Below are 26490 nucleotides of genomic sequence, written 5' to 3'. Positions count from 1 at the left end.
GCTTCGCGGAGTTCGGTGGTCTCGCGGTCGGCGACGGCCCGGAGTTCCGCCACCTCGCGCTCGGCGACGGCGCGCAGCTCGGCGGTCTCCCGGTCGGCGACGGCGCGGAGTTCGGCCGTCTCCTGCTCGGCCGTGGCGCGCAGCTCGCTGTCGTAGGTCTCGGCGTCGGCGCGCAACTGCGCGGCCTCGGACCGGTCGGCGGCGGCTTCGGCGGCCAGCGTCTCGGCCTCGCCGCGGGCGGCGGCGAGCTGCTGGTCGGCTTCGGCACGGACCCGCTGGGCGTCCTGGGCGGCGGCCTTGCGGACGGCGGCGGCCTCACCGTCGGCGGCCTCGCGGATCGCGGTGGCCTCGGCCAGCTTCTCGGCGGTCTGCGCCTGCTCGCTCTCCAGGTCGGCGCGAGCTGCCTCGCGGGCGGCGGTGGCCTCGTCGCGGAGCGCCTGGGCGGCGGCCTCGGCCTGTTCGGCGAGGATGCGGGCGGCGTCCTCGGCGGCGGCGCGGACGGCCCGGCCGGCCTCCTCGGCCTGCTCGCGGTGCTGCTCGGCCCACTGGGCGGCGTCGGCGCGGGTGGCTTCGGCGATGGCGTCGGCCTCGGCGCGGACGGTCTGGGCGGCGGCCTCGGCCTGCTCGCGGGCCAGGGCGGCGTCGCGTTCGGCGGTGGCCCGCTGCTCCTCGGCGGCGGTGTTCGCGGCGGCGAGCAGTTCGTCGCGGGCCTGCGCGGCGGTGGTGGTGAGCTTCTCGGCCTCGGCGCGGGCCCGGGTGAGGGTCTGCTCGGCGCGGCCCTGGATGGCGGCGGCCTGTTCGCGGGTCTCGGTGCGCAGCCGTTCGACCTCGGCGGCGGCGCCGGCGCGAAGCGCGTCCGCGTCGGTCTTGGCGCCGGTGAGCAGTTCCTCGGCCTGCTTGGCGGACTCCTCGATCTGGACGGCGGCCTGCCGGCGGGCCTCGGCGCGGACCCGGCCGGCCTCGGCCTCGGAGGCGGAGCGGTGTTCCTCGGCCTGCTCGCGGGCCTTGGCCGCGTCGGCCTGCATCCGTTCCAGCTGCTCGCGGATGGAGGCGGCGTCCTCCATGGCGGCGTTCTGCGCCTGCTCGACGGCCTCGCGGGCCTGCTCCAGCAGTGTCGTGGCCTCGGACTTGGCGTGCTCGACCAGCCGTTCGGCCTCGGCGGCGGCCTCGCCGCGGGTGTCCTCGGCGGCGGTGTTCGCGCGGGCGAGCACCTCCTCGGCCTGCTCGGCGGCCTGGGCCAGGCGCAGCGCGGCGTCCTTGGCGCCCTCGGCGCGGCCGGTCTCGGCGGCTTCGGCGTGCAGGCGTTCGGCTTCGGCGGCGGCCTGTTCGCGCAGTTCGGACGCGTTGCGCTCGGCGGTGGCCCAGTGCTCGGCGATCTCCTTCTCGGCGTCGGCGCGCAGCTCGTTGGCGACGGACTCGGCGGCGCCGCGCAGGCGTTCGCTCTCCTCGGAGGCGGCGGCCTTGGCGGCGTCGGCCTCGGCCTGGGCGGTGGAGGCGGCGGCCTTGATCAGTACGGCTTCGCGGGTGGCGGCGGCCACCATCTTGGCGATCTCGGCCTTGGCGGTCTGCGAGCGCTGTTCGCTGGCGGCGTCGCCGTCGGCGACCTTGCGTTCGGCTTCGGCGGCGGCTTCGGCCTGCAGGCGTTCGGCGGCGGCGAGGGCCTCCTCGCGCATCCGGGCGGCCTCGGTGCGGGCCCGTTCGGCCTCGGCGAGGGCCTCGGCGCGCAGCCGCTCTATCTCGGTCTGGGCGCCGACCAGGGCGGCTTCGGCGCGCTCCTGGTCGGCGAGGGCCTGCCGCTTGAGGGCGGTGATCTCGGCTTCGGCGGCGGCGAGCTTCTGTTCGGCGGCGGCGTGCGCCTCGGCCAGCTGCTGCTGGGCGGCGGTGGCGGCGGCGACGCGTTGCTCTTCGGCCTGGGCGCCGGTCTGCTGGGCCTGCTCGGAGGCGGCGCGCAGCAGGCGTTCGGCGTCGGACTGGGCGCGCATCAGGGCGGCTTCGGCGCGGGCCTGGGCCTCGCCGCGGGCGGCGTCGACGTCGGCGGCGGTCTGCGCGCGGGCCTGGTCGGCGAGGGCGGCGGCCTCGGCGCGGACGGCGGCCATCATCCGGTCGGCCTCGGCGCGGGCCTCCTGGAGCAGGCGCTGGGCCTCCTGCTCGGTACCGGCGCGGGTCTGCTCCGCCCAGTTGACGTTTTCGTTGACGTGGCGTTCGGCGGCGGCCCGGAACTCGGCGAGTTCCTCCTCCAGCCGGCGGCGCCGGGCGTTGAACTCGGCCTCCAGCTGGGAGGTGCGTTCGGCGGCCTCGGCCATCATCCGCTGGGTCGCGGCCTGGGATTCGCGGAGCTGGCGTTCGGCGTCCGCGCGCAGCGCCTCGGCCTGCATCTCGGCGTTGCGCAGGAGTTGTTCGGCCTGGCCGGAGACGGAGTCGAAGGCACGCGGCTGGGCGAGCTGCCGGCGGGCCTCGTGGAGCTTGGCCCGGAGCACTTCGACCTGGTAGGCGAGGTCGTCGGCGTGCTCGATCGTCTTGTCCCGCTCCTTGCGGGCCTTCTCCAGCTCGGCCTCGAACTTGGAGAGGTGATCTTCAACGCGGTCGTAGCCCCGCACTCCGCGGTCCCGCCCATCTCCTGGTCGCGTCCTCGACCGCTCCGTTCCGCCCCCTGGCCTTGCCGGGGCCGGACCGGCTCGGTCCTTGCCATCGCTCCGCCGTCCGGGTGGACTCCTGAGCGATCTGTTGCCTCTGGAGAATGGTGACAGATCCGAACGGCGACCGTTCGGCCGTGCCCGCGTCGTGGACTCCCCTGCGGTGCGCGGACCGGAGGTACCTGCGCACCTGGGCATTGTAGTGGGAGCGGTGGCGGGGGGAATGGGGGCGAGGTCCTTTTCGGAAGTTACCGCCCAGTTCGTTACCGCCCCGCCAGGTTCCGTACGGGCGTCGGCCGGGCCCCGTACCAGCCCCGTTCGGGGTCGTACGGCTCAGAGCCCGTCTGCCCGTTCAGTGCTCGCCCGGCTCCGCGCTGGTGACCAGCTCGGTCAGCACGCCGCCGCAGTCCTTGGGGTGCAGGAAGGTGATCCGCGAGCCCATCGAACCGCGCCGGGGCTCGTCGTACAGCACCCGCACGCCCTTGGACTTGATGTCGGCGGCATCCCCATCGACATCCGCCGTCCCGAAGGCGATGTGGTGCACGCCCTCACCGTTCTTGGCCAGCCACTTGGCGACCGTGGAGTCGTCCCGGGTGGGCTCCAGCAGCTGCAGGTAGGAGGCGCCGCCGTCCCCGGTGTCGTTGATCTTCAGCATGGCCTCGCGGACGCCCTGCTCCTCGTTGACCTCGGAGTGGAACACCTCGAAGCCGTAGGTGCTGCGGTAGAACTCGACGGTCCGGTCCAGGTCGAAGCAGGCGATGCCGATGTGGTCGATGCGGGTCAGCACGGGGGCCTCCGAAGGCGTTGAGGGATGGCACTCAGTGCAGCGCATGGCGGCGACCGCACGCCAGCAGCACGCCTTGCGAGTCTGCTCACATCGGAGTTTCCCGTGGTGGAACTTCCCGGAACTGGCACGGTGTTCACTGGAAGGTGCCAGTAGCGCTGATCACATCCTCGCGGCGGTGACGCGGCGGTAACGGATCAGTACATTGACCGCATCCCCATACCCTCTGGTCCGACGCGCGAAGGGGCTCGTCCATGACTACTTCTGTGATCGTCGCAGGTGCGCGCACTCCAATGGGCCGCCTGCTCGGCTCGCTCAAGGGTTTCTCCGGCGCCGAACTGGGCGCCTTCGCGATCAAGGCGGCGCTGGAGCGGGCCGGTGTCTCCGGCGAGCAGGTCCAGTACGTGATCATGGGCCAGGTGCTGCAGGCCGGCGTCGGCCAGATGCCCGCCCGCCAGGCCGCCGTGAAGGCCGGCATTCCGATGAGCGTGCCCGCGCTCAGCATCAACAAGGTCTGTCTGTCCGGCCTGGACGCCATCGCACTGGCCGACCAGCTGATCCGGGCCGGCGAGTTCGACATCGTGGTGGCCGGCGGCCAGGAGTCGATGACCAACGCCCCGCACCTGCTGCCGAAGTCCCGCGAGGGCTTCAAGTACGGCGCCATCGAGATGCTCGACGCGATGGCCCACGACGGCCTGACCGACGCCTACGAGAACATCCCGATGGGCGAGTCCACCGAGAAGCACAACACCCGTCTGGGCATCGGCCGCGAGGTGCAGGACGCCATCGCCGCCGCCTCCCACCAGCGCGCCGCCAAGGCGCAGGCCGACGGCGTGTTCGAGGCCGAGATCGTTCCCGTCGCGATCCCGCAGCGCAAGGGCGACCCGGTGCTGTTCAGCCAGGACGAGGGCATCCGCGCCGACACCACCGTCGAGGGCCTGGCCAAGCTGCGCCCGGCATTTACCAGGGACGGCACGATCACGGCCGGCACCTCCTCGCAGATCTCCGACGGCGCCGCCGCCGTCGTGGTGATGAGCAAGGCCAAGGCCGAGGAGCTGGGCCTGACCTGGATCGCCGAGATCGGCGCGCACGGCAACGTCGCGGGCCCGGACAACTCGCTGCAGTCGCAGCCGTCCAACGCGATCAAGCACGCCCTCGCCAAGGAGGGCCTGGAGGTCGTCGACCTCGACCTGATCGAGATCAACGAGGCGTTCGCCGCCGTCGCCCACCAGTCGATGAAGGACCTGGGCGTCAGCGACGAGATCGTCAACGTCAACGGCGGCGCGATCGCGCTCGGCCACCCGATCGGCATGTCCGGCGCCCGCGTGGTGCTGCACCTGGCGCTGGAGCTGCAGCGCCGCGGCGGCGGCGTCGGCGCGGCCGCGCTGTGCGGCGGCGGCGGCCAGGGCGACGCCCTGATCGTCAAGGTCCCCGCGCAGGGCTGACCGATCCTCAAGTCCCCGTGAGGCGGCGCCTGCCGCTTCACGGGGCTCCCGTCTTTTGTGCTGCGAGGAGCAACCCGATGGCCGATGTGGCGACGCTGGTCGAGCAGGCCCGGCAGGGCCACCCCCGGGCGGTGGCCCGGCTGATCACCTTGGTGGAGAACGCCGCCCCCGAGCTGCGCGAGGTGATGGCCGCGCTGGCCCCGTACAGCGGGCGGGCGTACACGGTGGGCCTGACCGGCTCGCCCGGCGTGGGCAAGTCCACCTCGACGTCCGCGCTGGTGACCGCCTACCGCAAGCTCGGCAAGCGGGTCGGGGTGCTCGCCGTCGACCCGTCCTCGCCGTTCTCCGGCGGGGCGCTGCTCGGCGACCGGGTGCGGATGCAGGAGCACGCCACCGACCCGGAGGTGTTCATCCGCTCGATGGCCACCCGCGGCCACCTCGGCGGCCTGTCCTGGGCCGCCCCGCAGGCGCTGCGGGTGCTGGACGGGGCGGGCTGCGACGTGATCCTGGTGGAGACCGTCGGCGTCGGCCAGTCCGAGGTGGAGATCGCCGCGCAGGCCGACACCTCGGTGGTGCTGCTGGCGCCCGGGATGGGCGACGGGATCCAGGCCGCCAAGGCGGGCATCCTGGAGATCGGCGACGTGTTCGTGGTCAACAAGGCCGACCGGGACGGCGCGGACGCCACCGCCCGGGAGCTCAACCACATGCTGGGCCTGGGCGAGTCCCGGCAGGCCGGTGACTGGCGGCCGCCGATCGTGAAGACCGTGGCCGCCCGCGGCGAGGGCGTGGACGAGCTGGTCGAGGCGCTGGAGAAGCACCACGGCTGGCTGGCCGAGACCGGTGAGCTGGCGGCCCGCCGCCGGCGCCGGGCCGCCCAGGAGGTCGAGGCGATCACGCTGGCCGCGCTGCGGGCCCGGATCGGCGACCTGCGCGGCGACCGCCACCTGGACGCGCTGGCCGGTCAGGTCGCCGACGGCACGCTCGACCCGTACACCGCCGCCGACCGGCTGGTCGCCGAACTGACCGGCTGAGCGAGGCTGTTCAGCTCCGGCCGCGCAGCGCCCGCAGGTGCTCGGCGATCGGGGCGAGGGCGGCGTACATCGCGTCCAGCTGCTCGTCGGTGAGCCGGTCGACGAAGTGCTCGCGGACGCTGCGCACATGGTCGGGGGCGACCTTGCGCAGCGTCTCCCAGCCGTGCTCGGTCAGGTGTGCGTAAAGACCGCGGCGGTCTCCGGGGCACTCCTGGCGCAGCACCAGGCCGGCCGTCTCCATCCTGGTGATCTGGTGGGAGAGGCGGCTCTTGGACTGCATGGTGGAGGTGGCCAGGTCGGTCATCCGCATCCGGCGCTCGGGGGACTCGGAGAGGACGACGAGGATCTCGTAGTCGTTGATGGCGAGGTTGTGGGCCTGCAGTTCCCGGCTCAGCTGGTGTTCCAGCAGCTTGCCGACCTCCAGGTGGGCGCGCCAGAACCGCTGCTCACGCGCGTCCAGCCAGGGCGCGTCCTCCTCCGTGGGGGAGGCGGGGACCGCCGGCGCTTCGGTCACAGGAGTATTCATGTGATCGAGTATAGCCGACATTGTTCAATGTTGTACAAATTCACCCGTGGCGGAAGCGTGTAAGGACGGTGTGCTGCGGGCGGACTGATACGTACCCGCACCACCGCCCTGCCGCCTGGCCGGGGTTGAAACGAACATGCTCAATTACCGGGGTGCACTCGGCCGGTGACGGCATGTTAGGCATAATCGCGCCCATGACGACGCGGAGCGCGAACTTCCATTCGATAGCCGACGGCGTGTACGCCTGGCAGCCCGAGCAGCGCGGATGGGGCCTGGCCAACTGCGGCCTGGTCGCCTCCGGCCGCACCGCGCTGTGGATCGACACCCCGTACGACCGCAAGCTCGCCGGCCAGTTCCTGGACCGCACCCGCGGCGTCCTGCCCAAGGGTGTCACCGTCGACCGGATCGTCGTCACCCACGCCAACGGCGACCACATGTGGGGCGCCGGCGTCCTGCCCGACGCCGAACTCATCACCACCCACGAGGCGCTGCACCACATCGCCTACGAGCCGAGCCCCGAGCAGCAGCACGCCCTGCTGCAGAGCCTCGACCCGGCCACCGACACCGGCTCCTACCTGCACGAGCACTTCGGGTGCTTCGACTGGGCCGACACCCCGCCGATCCAGCCCGACACCGTCTTCACCGGCGAACTCGAACTGCGCGTCGGCGACATCCCGGTGCAGATCAGCAGCCTCCCGCCGGCCCACACCAGCGGCGACCTGATCGTCCACCTGCCCACCCGCTCCACCGTGTTCACCGGCGACATCGTGTTCGGCTCCACCGCCGACCGCCCCGGCGACCACCCCGTGCACTGGGCCGGCCCGCTCGGCAACGTCATCGACGCCGTCGAACGCGTCCTCGCCACCGGCGCCGAGACCATCGTCCCCGGCCACGGCCCGCTGCTCACCCGCTACGACCTGCGCGCGCACGCCGAATACCTCGGCCACGTCCGCGACCGCGCACACGCCCTGCACGCCGCCGGCATCCCGGCCGGCGAGGCCGCGCGCACCGTCATCGACGAACGCCGCTACCCCGAACTCGGCCTGCCCGAACGGCTGCTGATCACCATCGCCACCGAATACCGGCACCTCGACGGCAGCGAACCGCCCGCCATGATGGAGGTCTTCGGCCGGATGGCCGGCTTCGCCCGGCAGCGCGGCGCCGAAACCGCCGCCAGCACCGCCTGACCCCCGACCCGCGCCGACGACACCCCCCGAGGACCCGATGGTCGTGATCCTGTACGTCCTGGCCGGCGCCGCCCTGGCCGCAGGACCCCTGCTCTGGCTCCTCCGCCGCGCCGCCCAGGACACCCAGGCCGCCGAACGGCGCGCCACCGAAGCCGACACCTCGGCCCGCGCGGCCACCGCCCGCACCGAGACCGCCGAACAGCGCGCCCGCGCCGCGGACAGCACCGCCCGCGCCGCCGACGCCGTCGCCTCGGCCGCCGAAGCCCGCGCCGAGGCGGCCGAGGAACGCGCCCGCGCCGCCGACACCTCGGCCCGCACCGCGGAGGCCCAGCGCACCGTCGCCGAGACCCGGTACGCCGCCGCCCTGCGCGAACTCGGCCACCTCGCGCACGAGCGGCTGCCCGCCGCCACCACCGCGCTCACCCACCCCCGGACGCCCGTCCCCGGGCCGCTCGACACCACCGGCGGCACCGAGGAACTCCACCACGCCCTGGACACCGCGCTCACCGCCGCCGTCCGGGCCGTGCTCGCCGAACGCGACCGCACCGACGCCGCCGCCCGGGCCGCGCTGCGCGGCGCCGCGTCCAAGATCCAGGCCCTGCTGATCCAGGTCCGCTCGCTGCTGGAGGAGATCCAGCTCAGCGTCGACGACCCGCGACTGCTGGCGCTCGACTTCCGCAACGAACTGACGCTGCGCCGGGTCCAGTCCCTCGCGGTGCTCTCCGGCGCCTGGCCCGGCATGACCCGGGAGGCCTCGCCGCTCGCCGAACTCTGCGTCGGCGCGCAGTCCCGGGTGGCCGGCTACGCCCGCATCGAGATCACCAACCACCTGCGCGAACCCCGCCTCGCGGTGGCCGCGCGGGCCGCCGAACCCGTCGCCATCGCGCTCGCCGAGATCCTCGGCAACGCCACCGCCTACTCCCACCCCGAGACCCGGGTGGTGGTCTCCATCGAACAGGGCAGCTCCGGCGCCCTCGTGGTGGTCGACGACATGGGCGTCGGCATGGAACCCGACCAACTGGAGCGGTCCGGCGACCTGCTGGACGGCCAGGCCGAGGTCCTGCTCACCGAACTCGGCGACCCGCCGCAGGCCGGCTTCGCCGTGATCGGTCTGCTCTGCCGACAGTTCGGCTTCGGCTGCCGGGTCGAACCGTCCCCGTACGGCGGCGTGCGCGCCATCCTGCGACTGCCCGCCGACCTGCTCACCCTGACCGACCCGGCCGCCCCGCTCTCCGCGCTCGCCCCCCGCCCGATCACCCAGACCACACCGGTGTTCGACGCGGGCGACGCGCTGCCCACCCGCAAGCGCCGCAGCCCGCGCGTCCCGCAGCAGGACGCGCCGTCCCCCCTCCCGTCCCCGGTGGGCAGCACCCCCGACCGGGCCCGATCCGCGTGGTCGGCCCTGCAGTCCGGCACCCTCGCCGGCCGCAGCGCCGTCCACCACAACCCGGGCCCCGACGGACCCGCCGCACCCGAAGGAGTCGAAGCCCCGTGACCACCCAGCTCCGCCGCCACACCGAGGACCTCTCCTGGGTCCTCACCCCGCTGCTCGACCTGCCCGGCGTGCAGAACGCCGTCATCGCCACCGGGGACGGCCTGGTCACCGGCCACTCCGCCGACCTCGGCCGGGACAGCGCCGACCGGGTCGCCGCGATGACCGCCTCGCTGCACGCCGCCGCCCGCGCCTTCACCGTCGCCTTCACCGAGGCCGACCAGGTCCGGCTCACCCAGACCGTCGTCGAGTCCGACCTCGGCTACGCCGTCGTCACCCCGGCCGGCGCCAACTCCTCGCTCGCGGTGTTCGCCGTCCCCGGCGCCGACCTCGGCACCATCGCCTACCAGATGCAGGTCCAGGTCGCCGCGCTCGCCAGAGCCCTCGCCAGCCCCGCCCGGGAGGCGAGCGGGACATGACCACACCCAGCGGACCGCACCGCCGACTCGTCCCCGCCTACCTCGCCACCCAGGGCCGCGACCTCGCGCCCGGCAAGCACAGCCTGGACCGGCTCAGCATCCTGCACGCCGCCGCCGACCTCCCCGCCGGACTCGGCGGCGAACACCGCCAGTTATGGGAACTGGTCCGCCCCGGCGCGCTGACCGTCGCCGAGGCGGCCGCCCACCTCCGGCTCCCGGTCAGCGCGACCGTCTTCATCGTCGCCGACCTGGCCGAGCGCGGCGCCCTCAAGGTGCGCGCGCCGATTCCCTCCGCCCAGCCGGTCAACCGGGACCTCGCCGAAAGGCTCCTCAGTGGACTTCGCGCCCTCAAGTAGCACGGGCAGCAGCCCCGTTTACCTCCCCGCCACCGACCCGATCCTGATGAAACTCATGGTCACCGGGCCGTTCGGGGTCGGGAAGACCACCTTCGTGCGCTCGCTGTCGGAGATCCCGACACTGCACACCGAGGAGACCATGACCGCCCAGGGCATCCCGGTCGACGACACCGCCCGGATCCCCGGCAAGACCGCCACCACCGTCGCCGTCGACTTCGGACGACTCACCCTGCCCGGCGGCGACCTCGTCCTCTACCTGTTCGGCACCCCCGGCCAGCGCCGCTTCCTGCCGCTCTGGGAAGACCTCGCCCGCGGCGCCCTCGGCGCACTGATCCTCGCCGACACCCGCCGCCTCGCCGACGCCTTCGACGCCATGGACCTCATCGAGGAAGCCGGCCTGCCCTACGCGGTCGCCGTCAACCGCTTCCCCGACACCCCGCCGATCGAACTCGACAAGATCCGCGCCGCGCTCGACCTCGACCCCGCCACCCCGCTGATCGAATGCGACGCCCGGGAACGCGCAGGCTGCCTGGACGCCCTGATCGCCCTCACCGAGCACGTCCTGGACCGCCTCCCGCAGGAGACCGCCCCATGACCCGCACCGCCCTCTACGGGCCGCAGTTCGCCGCCCAGCCGCACGCCCACTACGCCCGGCTGCGCGACCGCGGCCCGCTCGCGCCCGTCGAACTCGCCCCCGGCATCGACGCCTGGCTGGTCACCGACTACCACGTCGCCCTGGAAGTCCTCCGCGACACCGACACCTGGACCCGCGACTCCCGCGTCTGGCAGGCCACCCAGCCCGCCGACTCCCCGATCACGCCGATGCTCGGCTGGCGCCCCACCGCACTCTTCAACGACGGCGCCACCCACGCCCGCTACCGGCAGGTCATCACCGACAGCGTCGGCATCATCGAACCCCACCTGCTGCAACGCGACACCACCGCCGTTGCCGAACAGCTCATCTCCGAATTCGCGCACACCGGCAAGGCCGACATCCTCGCCCAGTACGCCTACCGGCTCCCGCTGCTCATCCTCTGCTCCTGGTACGGCATCCCCGACCAGGACCTCGACCGGATCAGCGCCGCGATGAACGACTCCTTCGAATCCTCCACCGGCGCCATTGCCGCGTACGCCGACCTGGTCGCCGTCATCACCGGCCTGGTCGCCGAACGCCGCACCGCACCCCGGCACGACCTGATCTCCGCCTTCATCAACCACCCCGCGCGACTCGGCGACGACGAGGTCGTCCGGCACATCACCCTCACCCTGATGGCCGGCCACGAACCCACCGCCAACCTCACCGCCAACGCGCTGCTCCGCATGCTCTCCGACGACCGCTACGCCGGCTCCCTGCACAGCGGCGCGCTCAGCGCGCACGACGCGGTCAACGAAGTCCTCTGGACCGACCCCCCGCTCTCGAACTTCGCCCCGCACTACACCCGGCGCAACATCGTCTTCCACGGCACGCCGATCGCCCCCGACCAGCCCGTGCTGATCTCCTACGCCTCCGCGAACGCGCAGGCCGCGCTCCCTCCCTCGGAGAGCGAGTCCCTCGGCGGCTCCTACGCCCACCTCGCCTGGGGCGCCGGCCCGCACCGCTGCCCCGCCCGCCAGCCCGCGGTCCTGATGGCCGTCACCGCGATCGAACACCTCATCAGCCGCCTCACCGACCTCCGGCTCGCCGTCCCCGCCGACCAGATCCTCTGGCGCCAGGGCCCGGTCCACCGGGCACTGGTCTCCCTCCCGGTCGAGTTCACAGCGCTATAGCGGTTGAGAAACCAGGGAGAGCACAACCAGGGGCGCGGGGAACTGCGCGACAAGCGCACACCACGTCCGCAAGGTCGCGATCAAGTGCAAGTCATTGCCCTGCGTCGCGATCTTGCGGTTGGGTGCCTTCCGCTGCGCGCAGTTCCCCGCGCCCCTGGTGGTGCTCCTCCTGGTTTCGCACCCCGCTAAAGCCCGAACTGCCGGCCGAGGTCCCTCAGGCTCGGCATCGCCTGCGTCGGTTGCTGGTGCGGGACCGCCGACTGTTCGCCGACGACGCCGACCGACTTCTCGGCCATCACCGTCTCCGACGATTGCATCAGCACCTGCCCGGCCCCGATGAACTCGAACTGGTGCTCCTCGCCGCTCGCGCCGCCGATCCCGGTCAGGTGCCGGATGCCGCCGAGGACGCCGTGCAGGTAGCTGTGGTCGTAGTGGTGGCAGGGGGCGGGGCAGTCGGCCCAGCCGACCAGGGCCTCGGGGTCGACCCGTAGCGGGGGTTCGACGAAGTGCACGGGGCCGTTGGACGCGGCGACGAACTTGCCGGTGCCGATCAGGGTGAGGAACCCGGGGATGATCGACTGCTTGAGTCGCAACGTCGGCTCGAAAGCCAGCAGGTTGCCGGACCGGACGGTCAGGTTGCCGTCCTCCAGGTCGTAGGAGTTGAGGTCGTACGCGCGGTCGGCGAGCAGCAGCTTGCCGCGTCCCTCGGCAACGACCCAATCCGACGCGTGCAGTGGGGAGTTGAAGTTCTGTTCGAGGACCCGGTCGAGGACTCCGCGGCCGATCCCGGAGAAGCGCATCTCGCCGTAGTAGGCGATCATCTTGCCCTTCTGCAGGTAGTACGCGCCGTTCAGGTCCACCGAGAAGCAGTACGGGTTGACGTTGTCGTTGACAGGCAGGGTGTGCGGGTCCCAGACCTGCGGGCCGTCGGCGCCGGGGGGCTGCATCAGCGGGGCGTGGGACGGGGGAGGGGGGTAGGACATCAGAGCTTCACCTCGCTGGCCTGCACGTACACCATGCCGTGTCCGGAGAGTTCGAGCTGGAAGGCCTCGCCGGAGCCGCGGCCGATCATGTCGCGCCAACCGAGCGCGCTGGAGAGCTTATTGGTGACCTGGCCGCGGTGTGCGACGTAGGCCTGCGGGTCGACGTGGACGGGTGCTCCGGGGGAGATGGGGAGTTCGACGACGCCGCCGTGGGCGAGCATGGCGACCGCGCCCTTGCCGCTGAGCTGGGTGGTGAACAGCCCTTGCCCGGTGACCTGGCCGCGGACCACGCCCATCAGGCCGCCCTGCTGTCCCATGAACATGGTGGACTGCTGGAGGCTGCCCTCGAAGGCGAGCAGCCGGTCGGCCTCGACGTACAGGGTGTCGCCGGCCAGGTCGACGACGTGCACGTGGTGGCCGCCGTGGCCGAACATCACGGTGCCGTGGCCCTCGACGGTCATCAGTGGGGTGTCCTCGTTGGCCACCCGGCGTCCGATCATCGACATGACGCCGCCCTGGCCGCCCATCAGGTTGGGCTTGAAGGTGACCTCGCCGGTGTAGCCGAGCATCGCGCCGCGCTGGGAGAGGATCCGCTGGCCCGGGAACACCTGGGCGGAGACCATCTTGTGGTTGATCAGGGTGAAGGCCATCAGGCGTCGCCTCCGAAGGTCAGGCGCTCGGAGGGCTGGACGTAGACCAGCCCGTCGCCGGTGAACTCGACCTGCATGGCCTCGCCGCCGCCCTCGCCGATCAGCGTGGTCCAGCCGGCGCCGGACTTGAGGGCGCGGTTCAGGTTGCCGGTGTGCGCGACGTACGCGCCGGGGTCGACCCGCAGCGGCAGGCCCTGGGCGACCCGGAGTATCACCGCGGGGCCGTGCGAGGTGACGGCGGCCCAGCCGTGGCCCTCGACCTTGGTGGTGAACAGGCCGTTGCCGCTCGCCATCCCGTTCAGGCCGGTGAAGGAGGTGCCGGTGCGCAGCGACGCCTCGGTGCAGAGCAGGTTGTCGGACTCGACGAACAGCGTCTCGCCGTTCAGCCGGACCAGATTGATCTCGGTGGCCTTGTCGGCGAAGTAGCAGGTGCCCTGCCCCTTCACCTCCATGACCTCCATGCGCTCGCCGGTGAGCCGGCGGGTGACCATGCCGCGCAGGCCGTCGCCGCCGCCGGTGAGCTTCTTGAAGCCCATCTGCCCGGTGTAGGCGACCATCGAGCCGTTGCGTGCCTTGACGGTGTCCCCGGCGAGATCGACGGCGAGGACCTTTGACCCCTGGAGTCGGAACTGTGCCACGTTGGGGAATGTAGCGGCCCCCGCCCCGGTGTGGGGAGAGGGCCGGGCGAGCCGGTACGGAACCGGCACATCGGACGCGTCGTCAGGCGGCCTGCGACAGCGCCCCGGCGGAGGTCTCGACCTCCAGCAGCGAGGCGGAGTGCCGCTCGGCCTCGAACGCGACGACGCCGCCCCGCAGGCCGAACAGCCGCTTGGAGAGCATGATCCAGAGCACCGCGGCGATGTTCAGCAGCAGCGTGCAGATCTTCAGCACGCTGACGTGCTCGGTGAGTTCGTAGACCTCCAGCGGCAGGAACGCGGCGGTGGCGACCACGGTCAGGTACTCGGCCCAGCGCTGCCCCCACCACAGGCCGAACGCCTCGACGATCTCGACCAGCGCGTAGACCACGAGCGCGGCGGCGACGTAGATCAGGGTGTTGTGCTGGTAGTCGAAGGTCTTGCGGATGGTGTCGACGATCGGCGAGTGGTCGAGGTCGTAGTGGAAGTGGTCGGTGACCGGCTTGAAGACGGTGAGGTTCTCGTCGAAGATCCGGCGCACCGCGTCCTGGCTGTTGGAGAACTTCCACACCGCCCAGGCGGCGACCACGATCAGCACGCCGCGCAGCAGCCGTTCGACGGCCAGGAAGCGCAGGATGAACAGGTCGCGCAGGGCCTTGCCGCGGGGCACCAGCGGCGCCTCGTCGGCGGGGCCGGAGCCGTGCGGCTCGCCGAGCGCGAAGTCACCGCAGCGCAGGCAGCGCCAGGCGGTGCCGAGGGCGGTGGTGGCGTGCAGCCGCTCGCGCAGGTCGGTCTCGTCGGGCGCGTAGGTGATGTGGCCGCGCCGGGCACAGGTGTGCCGGTCCCAGTCTCGTCTCAGCATGGTGTGCGTCCCCCCGTTGCTCTGCGGGCCTGCTGTTCAGGCCGCGCGCAGCACAGCAGGATAGGGGGTCCGGGGTCGGCCGCGACGGCGGGTCGGTGATAATAGGTCTGGTTTGTGCATCCGTTCACAAACCCAGCCGCCCGCCGTGCCTGTGAGGAATCCCCGTGAAGAGCATCGCCGCCGTCCACCGTCTGCGCCTGGTCTCCGGCCCCGAGGGGCTGTCCTTCATCCTGCTGCTGATCTGCTCGGTGCTGAAGCGCACCACGAGCTTCAACGCGGTGCCGGTGATGGGCATGGTGCACGGCGTGCTGTTCGTGCTGTACGTGGTCTTCCTGGTGCAGGCGTACCAGGCCCGCCGCTGGGAGCCGAAGCGCGCGCTGCTGATGTTCGTGCTGTCGGTGTTGCCCACCGGCGGCTTCTTCGCCGAGCGGATGCTCGCCAAGGAGGAGCGCGGCGAGCTGGACGCGGCGAAGCCGGCCACCGCCTGACGTCAGGACAACGTGGTGCGCGGCGGTCGGGCCTCTTCGTGGGAGGCCCGACCGCCGCGAGCTTTTGTGCTACCCGGTGGGGGTCAGTTCACGTTGACGCCGGTCCAGGCCGCCGCCACCGCGTTGTACTGGGTGGAGGTGGCGCCGTACAGGTCCTTCGCCGCGTTCAGGGTCGCGGTGCGCGCGGCCTTGTAGTTGGTGGTGGAGGTCATGTAGACGGTCAGCGCCCGGTACCAGATCTGCGCGGCCTGGTCCCGGCCGATGCCGGTGACGGCGGCGCCGCTGTAGGTGGGCGAGTTGTAGCTGACGCCGTTGATGGTCTTGGCGCCGCTGCCCTCGGCCAGCAGGTAGAAGAAGTGGTTGGCGACGCCCGAGGAGTAGTGGACGTCCTTGCTGCCGACGGTGGAGGACCAGTAGTCGGCGGACGCGCCGTCCTTGGAGGGCTTGTCCATGTAGCGCAGCGGCGTGCCGTTGCCGTTGATGTTGATCAGCTCGCCGATCAGGTAGTCCGGCACGTCCTTCGACAGGTTGGCGTAGAACTCCACCATGGAGCCGAAGATGTCGGAGGTCGCCTCGTTCAGGCCGCCGGACTCGCCCGAGTAGTTCAGGCCGGCGGTGTTGGAGGTGACGCCGTGGCTCATCTCGTGGCCGGAGACGTCCAGTTCGGTCAGCGGGTGGGTGTTGGACGCGCCGTCGCCGTAGGTCATGCAGAAGCAGCTGTCGTCCCAGAAGGCGTTGACGTAGTTGCTGCCGTAGTGGACCCGGCTGTACGCGCCGACACCGTCGTTGCGGATGCCGTTGCGGCCGAAGGTGTTCTTGTAGAAGTCCCAGGTGACGGCCGCGCCGTACTGGGCGTCCACCGCCGCGGACTCCTTGTTGGAGGCCAGGCCGTTGCCCCAGGAGTTGGTGGTCTTCGAGTACAGGGTGCCGCTGCCGGAGGTCTTGCCCGCCAGCGTGGTCGTGTACTGGTTGCCGCGGGTGGCGTCCTTCAGCGTGTAGGTGCTGCCGGTCAGCGTGGTGGTCAGCGAGACGTTGCCGACGAAGACGCCGTTGCCGGTGCCGGTCGCGTTGGCGGTCTGGATCTCCTCGTGGGTGGAGAGGATCTCGCCGGTGTTCGCGTCGGTGACCAGCTTCTGGCGGCTCGGGGTGCCGTCGGCCCGCATGCCCTCGACGGTGGTGCGGTAGGCCAGGCGCGGGGCGCCGTCGGCGGCCCAGACCACCAGCTCGGAGTTGCCGGTGGCGCCGGAGACCGAGGTCAGGGCGGCCTCGTCGGCGTCCTTGGTGATGCCGACGGTGGACTGCACCGCGCCGGTCGCCTTGCCGGCGGCCTGGGCGGCCGTCAGCTTCGGGCTCAGCGAGGCGGGGGCCAGGCTGCCGGAGACGGCCTTGTCGGAGGAGCGGACCTGGCCCTTGGCGTCCTGGTGCACGACCAGGTCGCCGCCGAGCACGGGCAGCCCGTTGAAGGTGCGCTCGTAACGGAGGTGGCGGGTGCCGTCGGCGTCGACGATGGCGTCCTTGACCACCAGCTTCTCCTGGGCGCCGAGGCCGAGGGCCTTGGCGGCGGAGGGAGCCTGCCCGGCGGCCATCGCCAGCAGTTCGGCGCGCTGCTGGCCCGGGGCGTTCTGCGCGGCCGGGTTGGGGGCGGCCTGGGCGATCCCGGCACTCACCTGGATCGCACCGGCCAGCAGGGCAGAGGCAGAGAGAACGGCTCCGACAGCGAGCTTTCGCTTCACGTACGGGTTCCTTCCGGGATGAACCGCATGTGCGGTCGCACCACGTTCCGGGGCACTGGGGGTAGTGCCTGCTGGGGCGGAGGCGGGTGCTGACGTGCAGCTCCGTGCGGTCTGGCGACGTCGCCGGTGGGGTGGGCCGGCTTGTCGAACGGGGCTGGGCAGAAGCATGACAATCGTTCAAATCCCGGAACAGGACCCCGGCAACAATTGGCAAACTCTCGCCAGACCCCCGGCAATGGAACGGTCAGGAAATCGGAGGTTTCGCCGCGAACCATGCGGTGCGGGCTGGGACTCGGCCCAACTCCCGTGTTTTCACTGAATAGTGACGGATTATCCGGTGTTAATTGCGGGAGTACGGTGGCGGTTGTCTGTTTGGCGTGATCCCGCCAACGGGTGGCCTTGTTCAGCATCGTGGACACCTGCTACCCGCGCCCCGGACCGCAGGTACGGTGGGGTCGTGCCCAAGCCCCTCGCTCTCGACTTCGACCCGATCGCCCGCGCCGACGAACTCTGGACCCGCCGCTGGGGCAAGGTGCCGGCGATGGCGGCGATCACCTCGGTGATGCGCGCCCACCAGATCCTGCTGGCCCGGGTCGACGCGGTGGTCAAGCCCTACGGCCTGACCTTCGCCCGCTACGAGGCCCTGGTGCTGCTCACCTTCAGCCGCTCCGGCGAACTCCCGCTGTCCAAGATCGGCGAGCGGCTGATGGTGCACCCCACCAGCGTCACCAACACCGTCGACCGCCTGGAGCGCGCCGGACTCGTCGCCCGCCGCCCCAACCCGCTCGACGGCCGCGGCGTCCTCGCGGCCATCACCGAGCGCGGCCGCCAGGTCGTCGAACGCGCCACCCGCGACCTGATGGCCGTCGAGTTCGGCCTGGAGGGCTACGACGAGGACGACTGCCGCGAGGTGTTCGAACTGTTCCGCCCGCTGCGGGTGGCGGCCGGCGACTTCGACCTGCCACAGCCGCAGGGCCACGACCGGGAGCACCCGTAGGGCCGGTTACCCTCGATGGCATGAAGCAGAGTGTGCTCACCCGCTACCGTGCCATGGCCTACATCACCGGCGTCCTCCTGATCCTGCTCACCATCGGGGTGATCGCCAAGTACGCCCTGGACATGTCGGGCGCCGCCGGCTTCACCACCGCCGTCGGCATCGCGCACGGCTGGCTGTACGTGATCTACCTGGTGCTCGCCTTCGACCTCGGTACCAAGGCCAAGTGGCCGATCGGCAAGCTCGCCTGGGTCCTGCTGGCCGGCACCATCCCCACCGCCGTGTTCTTCGTCGAGCGCAAGGTCAGCCGCGAGGTCGCCCCGCTGATCGCCGCGCCGGAGCCCACCGCCGCCTGACCGCCACCGCGCGCACCAGCTCTGCCGGGCGCCCCTCCCCACACCGGGAGGGGCGCCCTTTCGCGTTTCGGACTGCCGTTCGGAGGACGGGCATCGACAGGTAGTAGGACGTCCGAGTAAATTAGTAGGACATCCAAGTAGTTGTGCCGCCCACCCACCGGGGCGGCCGCACGGAGCGGAGTCGGAGCCGATGGACGCCGAGCAGATCGAAGCCGGCCGGCAGCGCTGGCAGCAGCGGTACGACAAGGCGCGCAAGCGCGACGCCGACTTCACCACGCTGAGCGGCGAGACCGTCGAACCCGTCTACGGCCCGCCCGCCGGTCAGGAGGTCGAGGGCTTCGAGCGGATCGGCTGGCCCGGCGAATACCCCTACACCCGCGGCCTGCACCCCACCGGCTACCGCGGCCGCGCCTGGACCATCCGCCAGTTCGCCGGCTTCGGCAACGCGCAGCAGACCAACGAGCGCTACCGGATGATCCTCGACGCCGGCGGCGGCGGCCTCTCCGTCGCCTTCGACATGCCGACCCTGATGGGCTACGACTCCGACGACGCCAAGTCGCTCGGCGAGGTCGGCCACTGCGGCGTCGCCATCGACAGCGCCGCCGACATGGAGGTGCTGTTCGCCGGCATCCCGCTCGGCGAGGTCACCACCTCGATGACCATCTCCGGCCCCGCCGTCCCGATCTTCTGCATGTACCTGGTCGCCGCCGAACGCCAGGGCGTCGACCCCGCCGTCCTCAACGGCACCCTGCAGACCGACATCTTCAAGGAGTACATCGCGCAGAAGGAGTGGCTCTTCGCCCCCGAGCCCCACCTGCGCCTGATCGGCGACCTGATGGAGCACTGCGCCAAGGGCATCCCCGCCTACAAGCCGCTCTCCGTCTCCGGCTACCACATCCGCGAAGCCGGAGCCACGGCCGCCCAGGAACTCGCCTACACCCTCGCCGACGGCCTCGCCTACGTCGAACTCGGCCTCTCCCGCGGCCTCGACGTGGACGTCTTCGCCCCCGGCCTGTCGTTCTTCTTCGACGCCCACCTCGACTTCTTCGAGGAGATCGCCAAGTTCCGCGCCGCCCGCCGGATCTGGGCCCGCTGGATGCGCGACCACTTCGGCGCCAAGACCGACAAGGCGCAGTGGCTGCGCTTCCACACCCAGACCGCCGGCGTCTCGCTCACCGCCCAGCAGCCGTACAACAACGTGGTCCGCACCGCGGTCGAGGCCCTCTCCGCCGTCCTCGGCGGCACCAACTCGCTGCACACCAACGCCCTCGACGAGACCCTCGCCCTCCCCAGCGAGCAGGCCGCCGAGATCGCGCTGCGCACCCAGCAGGTGATCATGGAGGAGACCGGCGTCACCAACGTCGCCGACCCGCTCGGCGGCTCCTGGTACGTCGAGGCGCTCACCGACAAGATCGAGGCGCAGGTCGAGGAGATCTTCCAGCGCATCCTGGACAAGGGCAGCGCCGAGCACCCGATCGGCCCGATGACCTCCGGCATCCTGCGCGGCATCGAGGAGGGCTGGTTCACCGGCGAGATCGCCGAGGCCGCCTTCCGCTACCAGCAGGGCGTCGAGAAGGGCGACAAGCGCGTGGTCGGCGTCAACTGCCACCCCCGCAGCGTCACCCCCGAACTCGAAATTCTCCGCGTCAGCCACGAGGTCGAACGCGAGCAGGTCCGCGTCCTCGGCGCCCGCAAGTCGCAGCGCGACGAATCCGCCGTCCGGGCCGGCCTCGACGCGATGCTCGACGCTGCCCGCTCCGGCACCAACATGATCGAACCGATGCTCCAGGCCGTCCGCGCCGAAGCCACCCTCGGCGAGATCTGCCACGCCCTGCGCGACGAGTGGGGCACGTACCGCGAGAACGCCTCGTTCTGAGCGAGAGAGCAGACAGGGGCGCTGGGGGTACCCCCAGCGAAGCGAGGGGGCGGAACTGCGCGCAGCGGAAGGCACCCACCAGGAAGATCGCGACGCAGGACAATGACCTGCACTCGATCGCGACCTTGCGGACGTGACTTGCGCTTGTCGCGCAGTTCCCCGCGCCCCTGTTTTCGCACCCATCCGCGGAAGGGATATGGCAGATGACCGGCGCAGCACTTCTCGCCGCGCGTTTCGAGTCGCAACGGCCCAGGTTGCGGGCCGTCGCGTACCGGATGCTGGGCTCGCTGGGGGAGGCCGAGGACGCGGTGCAGGAGGCGTGGTTGCGGCTGGACCGGCATGCGGAGGAGGTGGAGAACCTCGGCGGCTGGCTGACCACGGTGGTGTCGCGGGTGTGCCTGAACGAGCTGCGCAGCCGCTCGCGGCGGCGGGAGGAGGAGCTGGACACCCAGGTGCCGGATCCGGTGCTGGCCGCGCCGGAGCGGGACGATCCGGAGGCGGCGGCGCTGCTGGGGGACCAGGTCGGGTTGGCGTTGCAGGTGGTGCTGGGGACGCTGGGCCCGTCGGAGCGGCTCGCGTTCGTGCTGCACGACCTGTTCGCGGTGCCGTTCGAGGAGATCGCGGCGCTGTTGGAGAAGTCCCCGGCGGCGGTGCGGCAGCTCGCGAGTCGGGCGCGCAAGAAGGTGAAGGAACAGGCGCCGGAGCCGGACCGCGACCCGGCGGCCCAGCGCGGCGCCGTGGAGGCGTTCCTGGCGGCGGCCCGGGAGGGTGATTTCGACGGCCTGGTGCGGGTGCTGGCGCCGGACGCGGTGCTGCGTTCGGACGGCGGCGCGCTGGCGGAGCTGACCAGGGTGCTGCGCGGTGGCGCGGCGATCGCCGCCTCCGCGGTGGGGTTCCGGAAGCTGGCGCCGTTCGCGCGGCTGGTGCTGGTGAACGGCTCCTACGGCGTGCTGACGGTCCGGGAGGGCCGTCCGGTGTCGGTGATGGCGTTCACCGTGGTGGGCGGCCGGGTGGCGCGGATCGACGTGCTGATCGACCCGGAGCGGCTGGCGTCCCTGGAGCTGCCGGGCTGAGTGTCCGTCAACGCAGCAGCCCCGGGAAGGGGTTGAGCAGCAGGGTGGTGAAGCGGCGGATCCAATCCTCGGTGACGGGTTCGCCGCTGACCAGCAGCCGGTGTTCGACGGTGCCGGCGATGATGTCGAAGACGATGTCGGTCTCCTCGTCGGCGCTGGCCGGGTCCCGGTCGGGGTCCATCTCGCCGCGGGCCTGGGCGTTGGCCCGGCCGAGCTGGACGAGGACCTTCTGCGGCTGGACGATCCGTTCCCGGATGCGGCGGCGCAGTTGGAGGTCGCGGGAGCCCTCGGCGAACAGGGCGAGCAGGGCGGCCTGGGTCTCGGGGCGGTTGAGGAGCTCGGCGAACCGGGCGACCACGGCCTCGATGTCGGCCTGCAGGCTGCCGAGGTCGGCGCATTCGAGCTGGTCGAAGAGGCTGGCGATGGCGTCGACGACGAGTTCGCTCTTGGACGGCCAGCGGCGGTAGAGGGTGGTCTTGGCGACGCCCGCGCGCTGGGCGACGTCGCCCATGGTGAGTCCGCCCCAGCCGAGTTCGGCGAGTGCCTCGCGGGTGGCGTCCAGGATGGCCTGGTCGGCGGCGGCGCTGCGGGGGCGGCCCTTGCCGCGGGTGGGCGGCGGGGTGACGGCCGGTGGGTCCGGCTGCTCGGCGGGCTGCCGGGTGGTGGGGGCCACCGCGCCTCCTCAGCGAATTTACTCAGAAGTAACTTGGTGGCCCCACGGTAGCGACCTGCGGCGCTGCCCGATACCCGCCCCGGGTCGGAAAGTGGGGCAGCTCACGCTCCGGGAGGGCGGTTGGGGCTTGCGGGGGGAGCCCGTCCGGCAGATACGCTACGACCAGTAGCGAAAGAGCGACGACCAACGCGCCCTGCCCTCTGGGATCGGGCTGGCGCGGGGCGCGGATGGGGATCCGCGCCCGAACGGACCGGGCTCCGCCGGGAGAGGCGGGCGTCCCGGTTTCGGCATTTCCGGGCGGATGGCGTCCGGTACCGGCTCCGGCGGGGGAGGATAGAGCCATGCAGTCACGGAATTCGCGTCTCAACAGCTCCGCTCTGCGCGGTGCGGTGGACCTCGCCGCGGTGAAGGCGGCCGGAGAGGCCGCCCAGAAGGCGGAGCAGACCCGGGCCGAGCGGGCCCGGCAGGCGGCGGCGGGCGACGGCCCGGCGCTCGCGGACTACCCCCTGGTGCTGGACGTCACCGAGGACACCTTCGAGTCGGAGGTGGTCCAGCGCTCGGCCGAGGTCCCCGTGGTGGTGGACTTCTGGGCCGAGTGGTGCGGCCCGTGCAAGCAGCTCAGCCCGATCCTGGAGCGCCTCGCCGAGGAGTACGCCGGCCGGATCGTGCTCGCCAAGATCGACGTGGACGCCAACCCGCTGATCGCCCAGCAGTTCGGCATCCAGGGCATTCCGGCCGTGATGGCCGTGGTCGCGGGCCAGCTGGTGCCGCTGTTCCAGGGCGCCGAGAACGAGTCGAACGTTCGCAAGGTGATCGACCAGCTGATCGCGGTCGCCGAGCAGCGCTTCGGCATCGTCGGCGGCTCCGGTGCGGGCGCTTCGGACGCCGAAGCCGCCCCGCGGGTGCCGGCCGACCCGGCGCTGGAGGCCGCGCACGACGCGCTGGACCGGGGCGACCTGGGCGGCGCGGTGCAGGCGTACCGGAACGTGCTGAGCGAGCGGCCCGGCCACGTCGAGGCCAAGCTCGGCCTGGCCCAGGCGCAGCTGCTGCAGCGGGTGGAGAAGCTCGACCCGCAGCAGGTGCGCGCGGACGCGGCGGCCGACCCGAAGGACGTGCAGGCCCAGCTGCGGGCGGCCGACCTGGACCTGGTCGGCGGGCACGTCGAGGACGCCTTCGGCCGCCTCGTGTCCACCGTCGCGAAGACCTTCGGCGACGACCGGGACGCCGCGCGGCTGCGCCTGCTGGAGCTGTTCGAGGTGATCGGCCCCGACGACCCGCGCACCGTGGCGGCCCGTCAGGCGCTGGCCCGGGTGCTGTTCTGACAGCCGTTCCGACGGCACTGGGTGACACGTTCGGTGACCTGCGGTGTCGTCGGTGATTTGACGACTTTCACGGGTAATCCGGGCAGGTTTACCAAATCTTGATAACACCCCTCCTTCGTCACGGCGAGTGATGAAGGAGGGGTGTTTTGCCTTCGTTTGCCAGGGTCACGGCTCTGGCGGCCTGCGTCTTCCGTCACTCTGCGCAGTCGCGCCTTCGATCCCCTGAGCGAACGCGTTCACTGTTGGATTACCCGTCAGTAACGCACCCCTTGTGCTCCGCCCGGTATTCGAGCACGATCGGCGACGCCCGGTCCCTTCGTCACGAAGGGTCCCCACCGGGTGAGGGCAGGGGGGTAACCGCAGATCCCACGCGGCGGTTCCTGGCCTCGGCGGTCGCGCAGCCCGCGCGTTCGCACGGTTGTCGCTCGGGGGTGATCGCCGACGCCGTCCCCACGGCATCAGGCGCTCTCCGCTACCGAGGACGTAGCTCTCTCCCATTTCGGGCCGAACCATGTGCGGGACGCACCGGACCGGCCGGAGATGTACGTCCTAGAAGGAGGACTCGCATGTCCACGTCTTACGGCAAGACCCGCTGGAAGCGCTTCGCCCTGGTGATGGTGCCGAGCGTCGCGGCCACCGCCGCGATCGGCATCTCCCTGGCCAACTCCGCGCTGGCGGCCTCGTTCGCGGTCTCCGGCCAGCAGTTCAAGGTCACCGTCGACCAGCTGCACGGCGAGAACTTCTCGCAGTTCGGTGGCGTCGACATGGAGGCCAACCACACGCCGCACCCGGTCGCCATCTCGGCGTTCGACCACGCGACCCTGCAGAACCTGTGCCAGTCGGTCGTCACCGACCTCGGCCCGCTCGGCAAGTGGACCCTGGTCCTCAAGGCCGGCGACCAGAAGCCGGTCGACGCGCAGCAGCTGCTGATCGACATGAACCAGCTGAACGCCGACGCCGAGTTCCACAGCATCAACATCGGCCAGGACGCCAGCACCCTGCAGGGTACGGCCATCGACAAGCTGAAGAAGGACGGCGGCTCCCTGCCGTCCGGCGCGCAGGGCTTTGCCCAGTCCGCCAAGTCCGCGGACCTGTCCAAGGTCCAGCAGACCGCCTGGGCCACCTCGGCGGGCACCTTCACGCTGCCGAACCTGCACCTGAACATCAACCAGGGTGTCAACGAGTGCTACTAGTCCGTGACTGACGGCCCGTCAGTCGGGCCGGACGGCGGACCCCCGGTCCGAGGGAGCGGCAGCGCGCCGCTCCCTCGGGCCGCACCCCGGCATACCCGGGGCCATCCGTATTTCCCCCTCGGACCCACCATCGAGGAGTCGCACCATGTCCAGCGCAACCGTCGAGGCCTGGCCCGAGGGCCCGGCCGGCTTGGCCAGCCGAGGCCGGCGAGGGTTCCGCGCCTGGCGGCGCACCCGGCCGTTCTGGGGTGGCCTGCTGGCCGTGTTCGCCGGCGTCCCGATCCTGTACTTCCCGTACGCCCATCTCAGCCTGAACGGCCTGACGGTGGCGATGGCCACCACCGCCGGCGCCGGCTCGCTGCTGATCGGCATCCTGATGATGGTGCTCGGCATCACCGTCTGGTTCCAGCCGATGGTGCGGATCTTCTGCGGGGTGGCGACCACCATCCTGGCGCTGATCTCCATCCCGGTCTCCAACCTGGGCGGCTTCGGATTCGGCGTGGTGCCCGGCCTGATCGCCGGTGGCCTGCTGGCCTCCTGGGCGCCGCTGCCGGAGCCGGCCGCCGGGCCGGAGACCGCCGAGATGGCGGCTGAGGCGACCGTCGCGGACGCCGCGCCGACCGCGCAGCTGCCCGCGCAGGCCGTCGCCGAGCAGCCGCCGGCGCAGGGCACCACACCGACAGCGAGTCCGGAGGGGGAGCGGCCGTGACCGACTCGGAGAAGCCGGCGGTTCCCGGCCCGCGGCACGCGGTGCCACGGGAGGGCGTGCGGTCCCGGCTGCGCGGGCGGGCGCTGGCGATCGCCGCCGTGCCGACCGCGCTGCTGGTCGGCGCCGCCTACACGCCGACCCTGGCGGTCGCGGCCGACCCGCAGTCCGGCGCCTGCGCGAGCAGCCCGGACACCGTGCTCAAGGAGACGCCCGTCCCGAAGAGCGAGATCAAGGTGCAGCCGGACTCCTCGGTGAGCGAGGCGGCGGCCGTGCAGTCCGGGCAGGCGCCCGCGGGCAGCGCCGCCGCGGTGCCGGCGGTGTTCACCGGCTCGACCGGCGTGCAGTCCGCTGCCTACGTGACGCCCAGCACCGGTAACGCGGCCGGCGGCGGGGTGCAGCAGGCCGGCGTGATCGACGACTGGTGGAACAAGCTGACCCACCCGAGCACCGCCCCGTCGGCCACACCCGGGGCCGCGACCACCGCGCCCGCCACCCCGAGCCCCAGCGCGAAGCCGTCCGCCGAGCCGAGCCCCTCGGCGACCGGGCAGCCGGCCGCCGAGACGCCCGGCACGCCGGAGGCCCCGGCCACCGAGGGTTCGAAGGCGCCGACCAAGGCGCCGTCGACCAATGCGCCGTCCACCAAGGCGCCGAAGCCGTCCAGCTCGGCCTCGGCCTCGGACGACCCGAACTGCCTGGTGAGTACCCGCGGCCTGGCCGCGAAGGCCGCGCCCAAGGGCCACGTGGTGCCGGACCAGAACTGGGTGCTGCACTCGACCCGGCTGGCGCTGCACGGCTCGGTGTTCAACGGCGTCTACGACGTCACCACGGAGAGCGGCACCAAGCGGGTGCTGAAGTTCACCACCGACAGCGTCGACATCGAGAACCTGGACATGTCGACCATCCAGATACCGGGCCTGACCTTCCACGTGAAGAGCCGTCAGGGATCGACCTCCACCATGCGCAACGGCCCGATCACCATGTACGTGGAGAGCCTGTCCGGCCACCTGGCGGAGATCTACGGCCTGCCGATACCGATCGACCTGGGCCAGATCACGCTGACCCCGGACACCCTGCCGAAGTGGCTGTGGGACCTGCTGGGCGCGGTGCCGATCCCGCTGGACCTGACCCTCACCGGCGCCAAGACTGTGCAGGCCGGCCAGTTCGGCGGCGACCTGAACATTCCGGGCATGCGGCTCTTCAACGACAAGGAGCCGTACGACGGTTGAGCCGTCGTCACAGTTGTCGCGCGGACGCCCGCAGGGGCGGGACCCGGTCTCCCGGGTCCCGCCCCTGCGGGTTTTCC

At 71.8% G+C, this 26490-nt stretch carries 25 protein-coding genes and 1 pseudogene; 17 read left to right on the top strand and 9 right to left on the bottom strand.

Annotated features, from left to right (window positions below):
• Both ACFYS8_RS07650 and mce read right to left on the bottom strand, forming a co-directional pair.
• Window positions 1-2597: pseudogene (locus tag ACFYS8_RS07650) on the bottom strand (hypothetical protein); the annotation flags it as partial.
• A 388-nt stretch (window positions 2598-2985) separates the two neighbouring features.
• Window positions 2986-3420: a methylmalonyl-CoA epimerase gene (gene mce / locus ACFYS8_RS07645; RefSeq protein WP_387637227.1), complete on the bottom strand. Its 435-nt coding sequence runs from the start codon at window positions 3418-3420 to the stop codon at window positions 2986-2988.
• 251 nt (window positions 3421-3671) lie between these two features.
• Between mce and ACFYS8_RS07640 the strand changes: the two genes are divergently transcribed.
• A complete protein-coding gene (locus tag ACFYS8_RS07640; RefSeq protein ID WP_387637225.1) occupies window positions 3672-4862 on the top strand; it encodes an acetyl-CoA C-acetyltransferase in 1191 nt (396 codons plus the stop codon).
• A gap of 77 nt (window positions 4863-4939) precedes the next feature.
• Window positions 4940-5893, top strand: coding sequence for a methylmalonyl Co-A mutase-associated GTPase MeaB (gene meaB, locus ACFYS8_RS07635; protein WP_387637222.1), 954 nt, complete (start codon window positions 4940-4942; stop codon window positions 5891-5893).
• A gap of 10 nt (window positions 5894-5903) precedes the next feature.
• On the opposite strand, the gene ACFYS8_RS07630 is transcribed toward meaB, so the two are convergent.
• Window positions 5904-6419: a MarR family winged helix-turn-helix transcriptional regulator gene (locus ACFYS8_RS07630; protein WP_387637220.1), complete on the bottom strand. Its 516-nt coding sequence runs from the start codon at window positions 6417-6419 to the stop codon at window positions 5904-5906.
• Between the two features lie 194 nt (window positions 6420-6613).
• Between ACFYS8_RS07630 and ACFYS8_RS07625 the strand changes: the two genes are divergently transcribed.
• The 6 genes from ACFYS8_RS07625 to ACFYS8_RS07600 are packed head-to-tail and all read left to right on the top strand — an operon-like array spanning window position 6614 to window position 11640.
• Entirely contained in the window at window positions 6614-7606 is a 993-nt protein-coding gene (locus ACFYS8_RS07625; RefSeq protein ID WP_387637217.1) for an MBL fold metallo-hydrolase, read from the top strand.
• A gap of 43 nt (window positions 7607-7649) precedes the next feature.
• Window positions 7650-9101, top strand: a complete 1452-nt coding sequence (locus ACFYS8_RS07620; RefSeq protein ID WP_387637215.1) for an ATP-binding protein — start codon at window positions 7650-7652, stop codon at window positions 9099-9101.
• A complete protein-coding gene (locus ACFYS8_RS07615; protein ID WP_387637212.1) occupies window positions 9098-9517 on the top strand; it encodes a roadblock/LC7 domain-containing protein in 420 nt (139 codons plus the stop codon). The genes ACFYS8_RS07620 and ACFYS8_RS07615 overlap by 4 nt, the downstream gene beginning before the upstream one ends.
• Window positions 9514-9873 (top strand): DUF742 domain-containing protein, encoded by a 360-nt coding sequence (locus ACFYS8_RS07610; RefSeq protein ID WP_387637210.1) that lies wholly within the window; start codon window positions 9514-9516, stop codon window positions 9871-9873. The genes ACFYS8_RS07615 and ACFYS8_RS07610 overlap by 4 nt, the downstream gene beginning before the upstream one ends.
• A complete protein-coding gene (locus tag ACFYS8_RS07605; RefSeq protein ID WP_380482162.1) occupies window positions 9851-10468 on the top strand; it encodes an ATP/GTP-binding protein in 618 nt (205 codons plus the stop codon). The genes ACFYS8_RS07610 and ACFYS8_RS07605 overlap by 23 nt, the downstream gene beginning before the upstream one ends.
• On the top strand, window positions 10465-11640 hold the full coding sequence (locus tag ACFYS8_RS07600; protein WP_387637207.1) for a cytochrome P450: 1176 nt from the start codon (window positions 10465-10467) through the stop codon (window positions 11638-11640). Before ACFYS8_RS07605 ends, ACFYS8_RS07600 begins: the two co-directional genes overlap by 4 nt.
• A 185-nt stretch (window positions 11641-11825) precedes the next feature.
• Here ACFYS8_RS07600 and ACFYS8_RS07595 read toward each other — a convergent pair whose 3' ends face one another.
• The 4 genes from ACFYS8_RS07595 to ACFYS8_RS07580 all read right to left on the bottom strand — a co-directional run bounded on the left by ACFYS8_RS07595 (window position 11826) and on the right by ACFYS8_RS07580 (window position 14767).
• Entirely contained in the window at window positions 11826-12587 is a 762-nt protein-coding gene (locus ACFYS8_RS07595) for an AIM24 family protein (protein ID WP_387638835.1), read from the bottom strand.
• Between the two features lie 35 nt (window positions 12588-12622).
• On the bottom strand, window positions 12623-13273 hold the full coding sequence (locus ACFYS8_RS07590) for an AIM24 family protein (protein ID WP_387637204.1): 651 nt from the start codon (window positions 13271-13273) through the stop codon (window positions 12623-12625).
• On the bottom strand, window positions 13273-13911 hold the full coding sequence (locus tag ACFYS8_RS07585) for an AIM24 family protein (RefSeq protein WP_387637201.1): 639 nt from the start codon (window positions 13909-13911) through the stop codon (window positions 13273-13275). Before ACFYS8_RS07585 ends, ACFYS8_RS07590 begins: the two co-directional genes overlap by 1 nt.
• An 82-nt stretch (window positions 13912-13993) precedes the next feature.
• Entirely contained in the window at window positions 13994-14767 is a 774-nt protein-coding gene (locus ACFYS8_RS07580; protein ID WP_387638832.1) for a DUF2127 domain-containing protein, read from the bottom strand.
• A gap of 161 nt (window positions 14768-14928) precedes the next feature.
• On the opposite strand from ACFYS8_RS07580, the gene ACFYS8_RS07575 reads away from it, so the two are divergent.
• Complete coding sequence (locus ACFYS8_RS07575; protein WP_387638829.1) at window positions 14929-15258, top strand: DUF3817 domain-containing protein; 330 nt, start codon at window positions 14929-14931, stop codon at window positions 15256-15258.
• Between the two features lie 83 nt (window positions 15259-15341).
• Here ACFYS8_RS07575 and ACFYS8_RS07570 read toward each other — a convergent pair whose 3' ends face one another.
• Entirely contained in the window at window positions 15342-16991 is a 1650-nt protein-coding gene (locus ACFYS8_RS07570) for a M4 family metallopeptidase (RefSeq protein ID WP_387637199.1), read from the bottom strand.
• A gap of 457 nt (window positions 16992-17448) precedes the next feature.
• On the opposite strand from ACFYS8_RS07570, the gene ACFYS8_RS07565 reads away from it, so the two are divergent.
• The 4 genes from ACFYS8_RS07565 to ACFYS8_RS07550 all read left to right on the top strand — a co-directional run bounded on the left by ACFYS8_RS07565 (window position 17449) and on the right by ACFYS8_RS07550 (window position 21290).
• Window positions 17449-17988, top strand: coding sequence for a MarR family winged helix-turn-helix transcriptional regulator (locus ACFYS8_RS07565; protein WP_387637197.1), 540 nt, complete (start codon window positions 17449-17451; stop codon window positions 17986-17988).
• Window positions 17989-18008: 20 nt separating this feature from the next.
• Window positions 18009-18341, top strand: coding sequence for a DUF3817 domain-containing protein (locus ACFYS8_RS07560; RefSeq protein WP_387637194.1), 333 nt, complete (start codon window positions 18009-18011; stop codon window positions 18339-18341).
• 190 nt (window positions 18342-18531) lie between these two features.
• Window positions 18532-20217 (top strand): methylmalonyl-CoA mutase, encoded by a 1686-nt coding sequence (locus tag ACFYS8_RS07555; RefSeq protein ID WP_387637192.1) that lies wholly within the window; start codon window positions 18532-18534, stop codon window positions 20215-20217.
• Between the two features lie 203 nt (window positions 20218-20420).
• Window positions 20421-21290, top strand: coding sequence for a sigma-70 family RNA polymerase sigma factor (locus tag ACFYS8_RS07550; RefSeq protein ID WP_387637190.1), 870 nt, complete (start codon window positions 20421-20423; stop codon window positions 21288-21290).
• Window positions 21291-21297: 7 nt separating this feature from the next.
• Here ACFYS8_RS07550 and ACFYS8_RS07545 read toward each other — a convergent pair whose 3' ends face one another.
• Window positions 21298-21963 (bottom strand): TetR/AcrR family transcriptional regulator, encoded by a 666-nt coding sequence (locus ACFYS8_RS07545; protein WP_387637187.1) that lies wholly within the window; start codon window positions 21961-21963, stop codon window positions 21298-21300.
• A gap of 341 nt (window positions 21964-22304) precedes the next feature.
• Here ACFYS8_RS07545 and trxA point away from each other — a divergent pair, with 341 nt between their 5' ends.
• From trxA to ACFYS8_RS07525, 4 genes are all read left to right on the top strand, one after another.
• The gene (gene trxA, locus ACFYS8_RS07540) at window positions 22305-23285 is read left to right on the top strand and encodes a thioredoxin (RefSeq protein WP_387637184.1); all 981 of its coding nucleotides are present in this window, start codon (window positions 22305-22307) and stop codon (window positions 23283-23285) included.
• Between the two features lie 566 nt (window positions 23286-23851).
• On the top strand, window positions 23852-24478 hold the full coding sequence (locus ACFYS8_RS07535) for a DUF6230 family protein (protein ID WP_387637182.1): 627 nt from the start codon (window positions 23852-23854) through the stop codon (window positions 24476-24478).
• 145 nt (window positions 24479-24623) lie between these two features.
• Window positions 24624-25187 (top strand): DUF6114 domain-containing protein, encoded by a 564-nt coding sequence (locus tag ACFYS8_RS07530; RefSeq protein WP_387637179.1) that lies wholly within the window; start codon window positions 24624-24626, stop codon window positions 25185-25187.
• Window positions 25184-26413, top strand: a complete 1230-nt coding sequence (locus ACFYS8_RS07525; protein WP_387637176.1) for a hypothetical protein — start codon at window positions 25184-25186, stop codon at window positions 26411-26413. The genes ACFYS8_RS07530 and ACFYS8_RS07525 overlap by 4 nt, the downstream gene beginning before the upstream one ends.
• Window positions 26414-26490 lie beyond the last annotated feature (77 nt).

Source organism: Kitasatospora sp. NPDC004615 (genome assembly GCF_042873545.1).
Taxonomy (GTDB): Bacteria; Actinomycetota; Actinomycetes; order Streptomycetales; family Streptomycetaceae; genus Kitasatospora.
The sequence above is the reverse complement of the archived record's forward strand: the minus strand, read 5'-3'. Positions and strand labels throughout refer to the sequence as shown.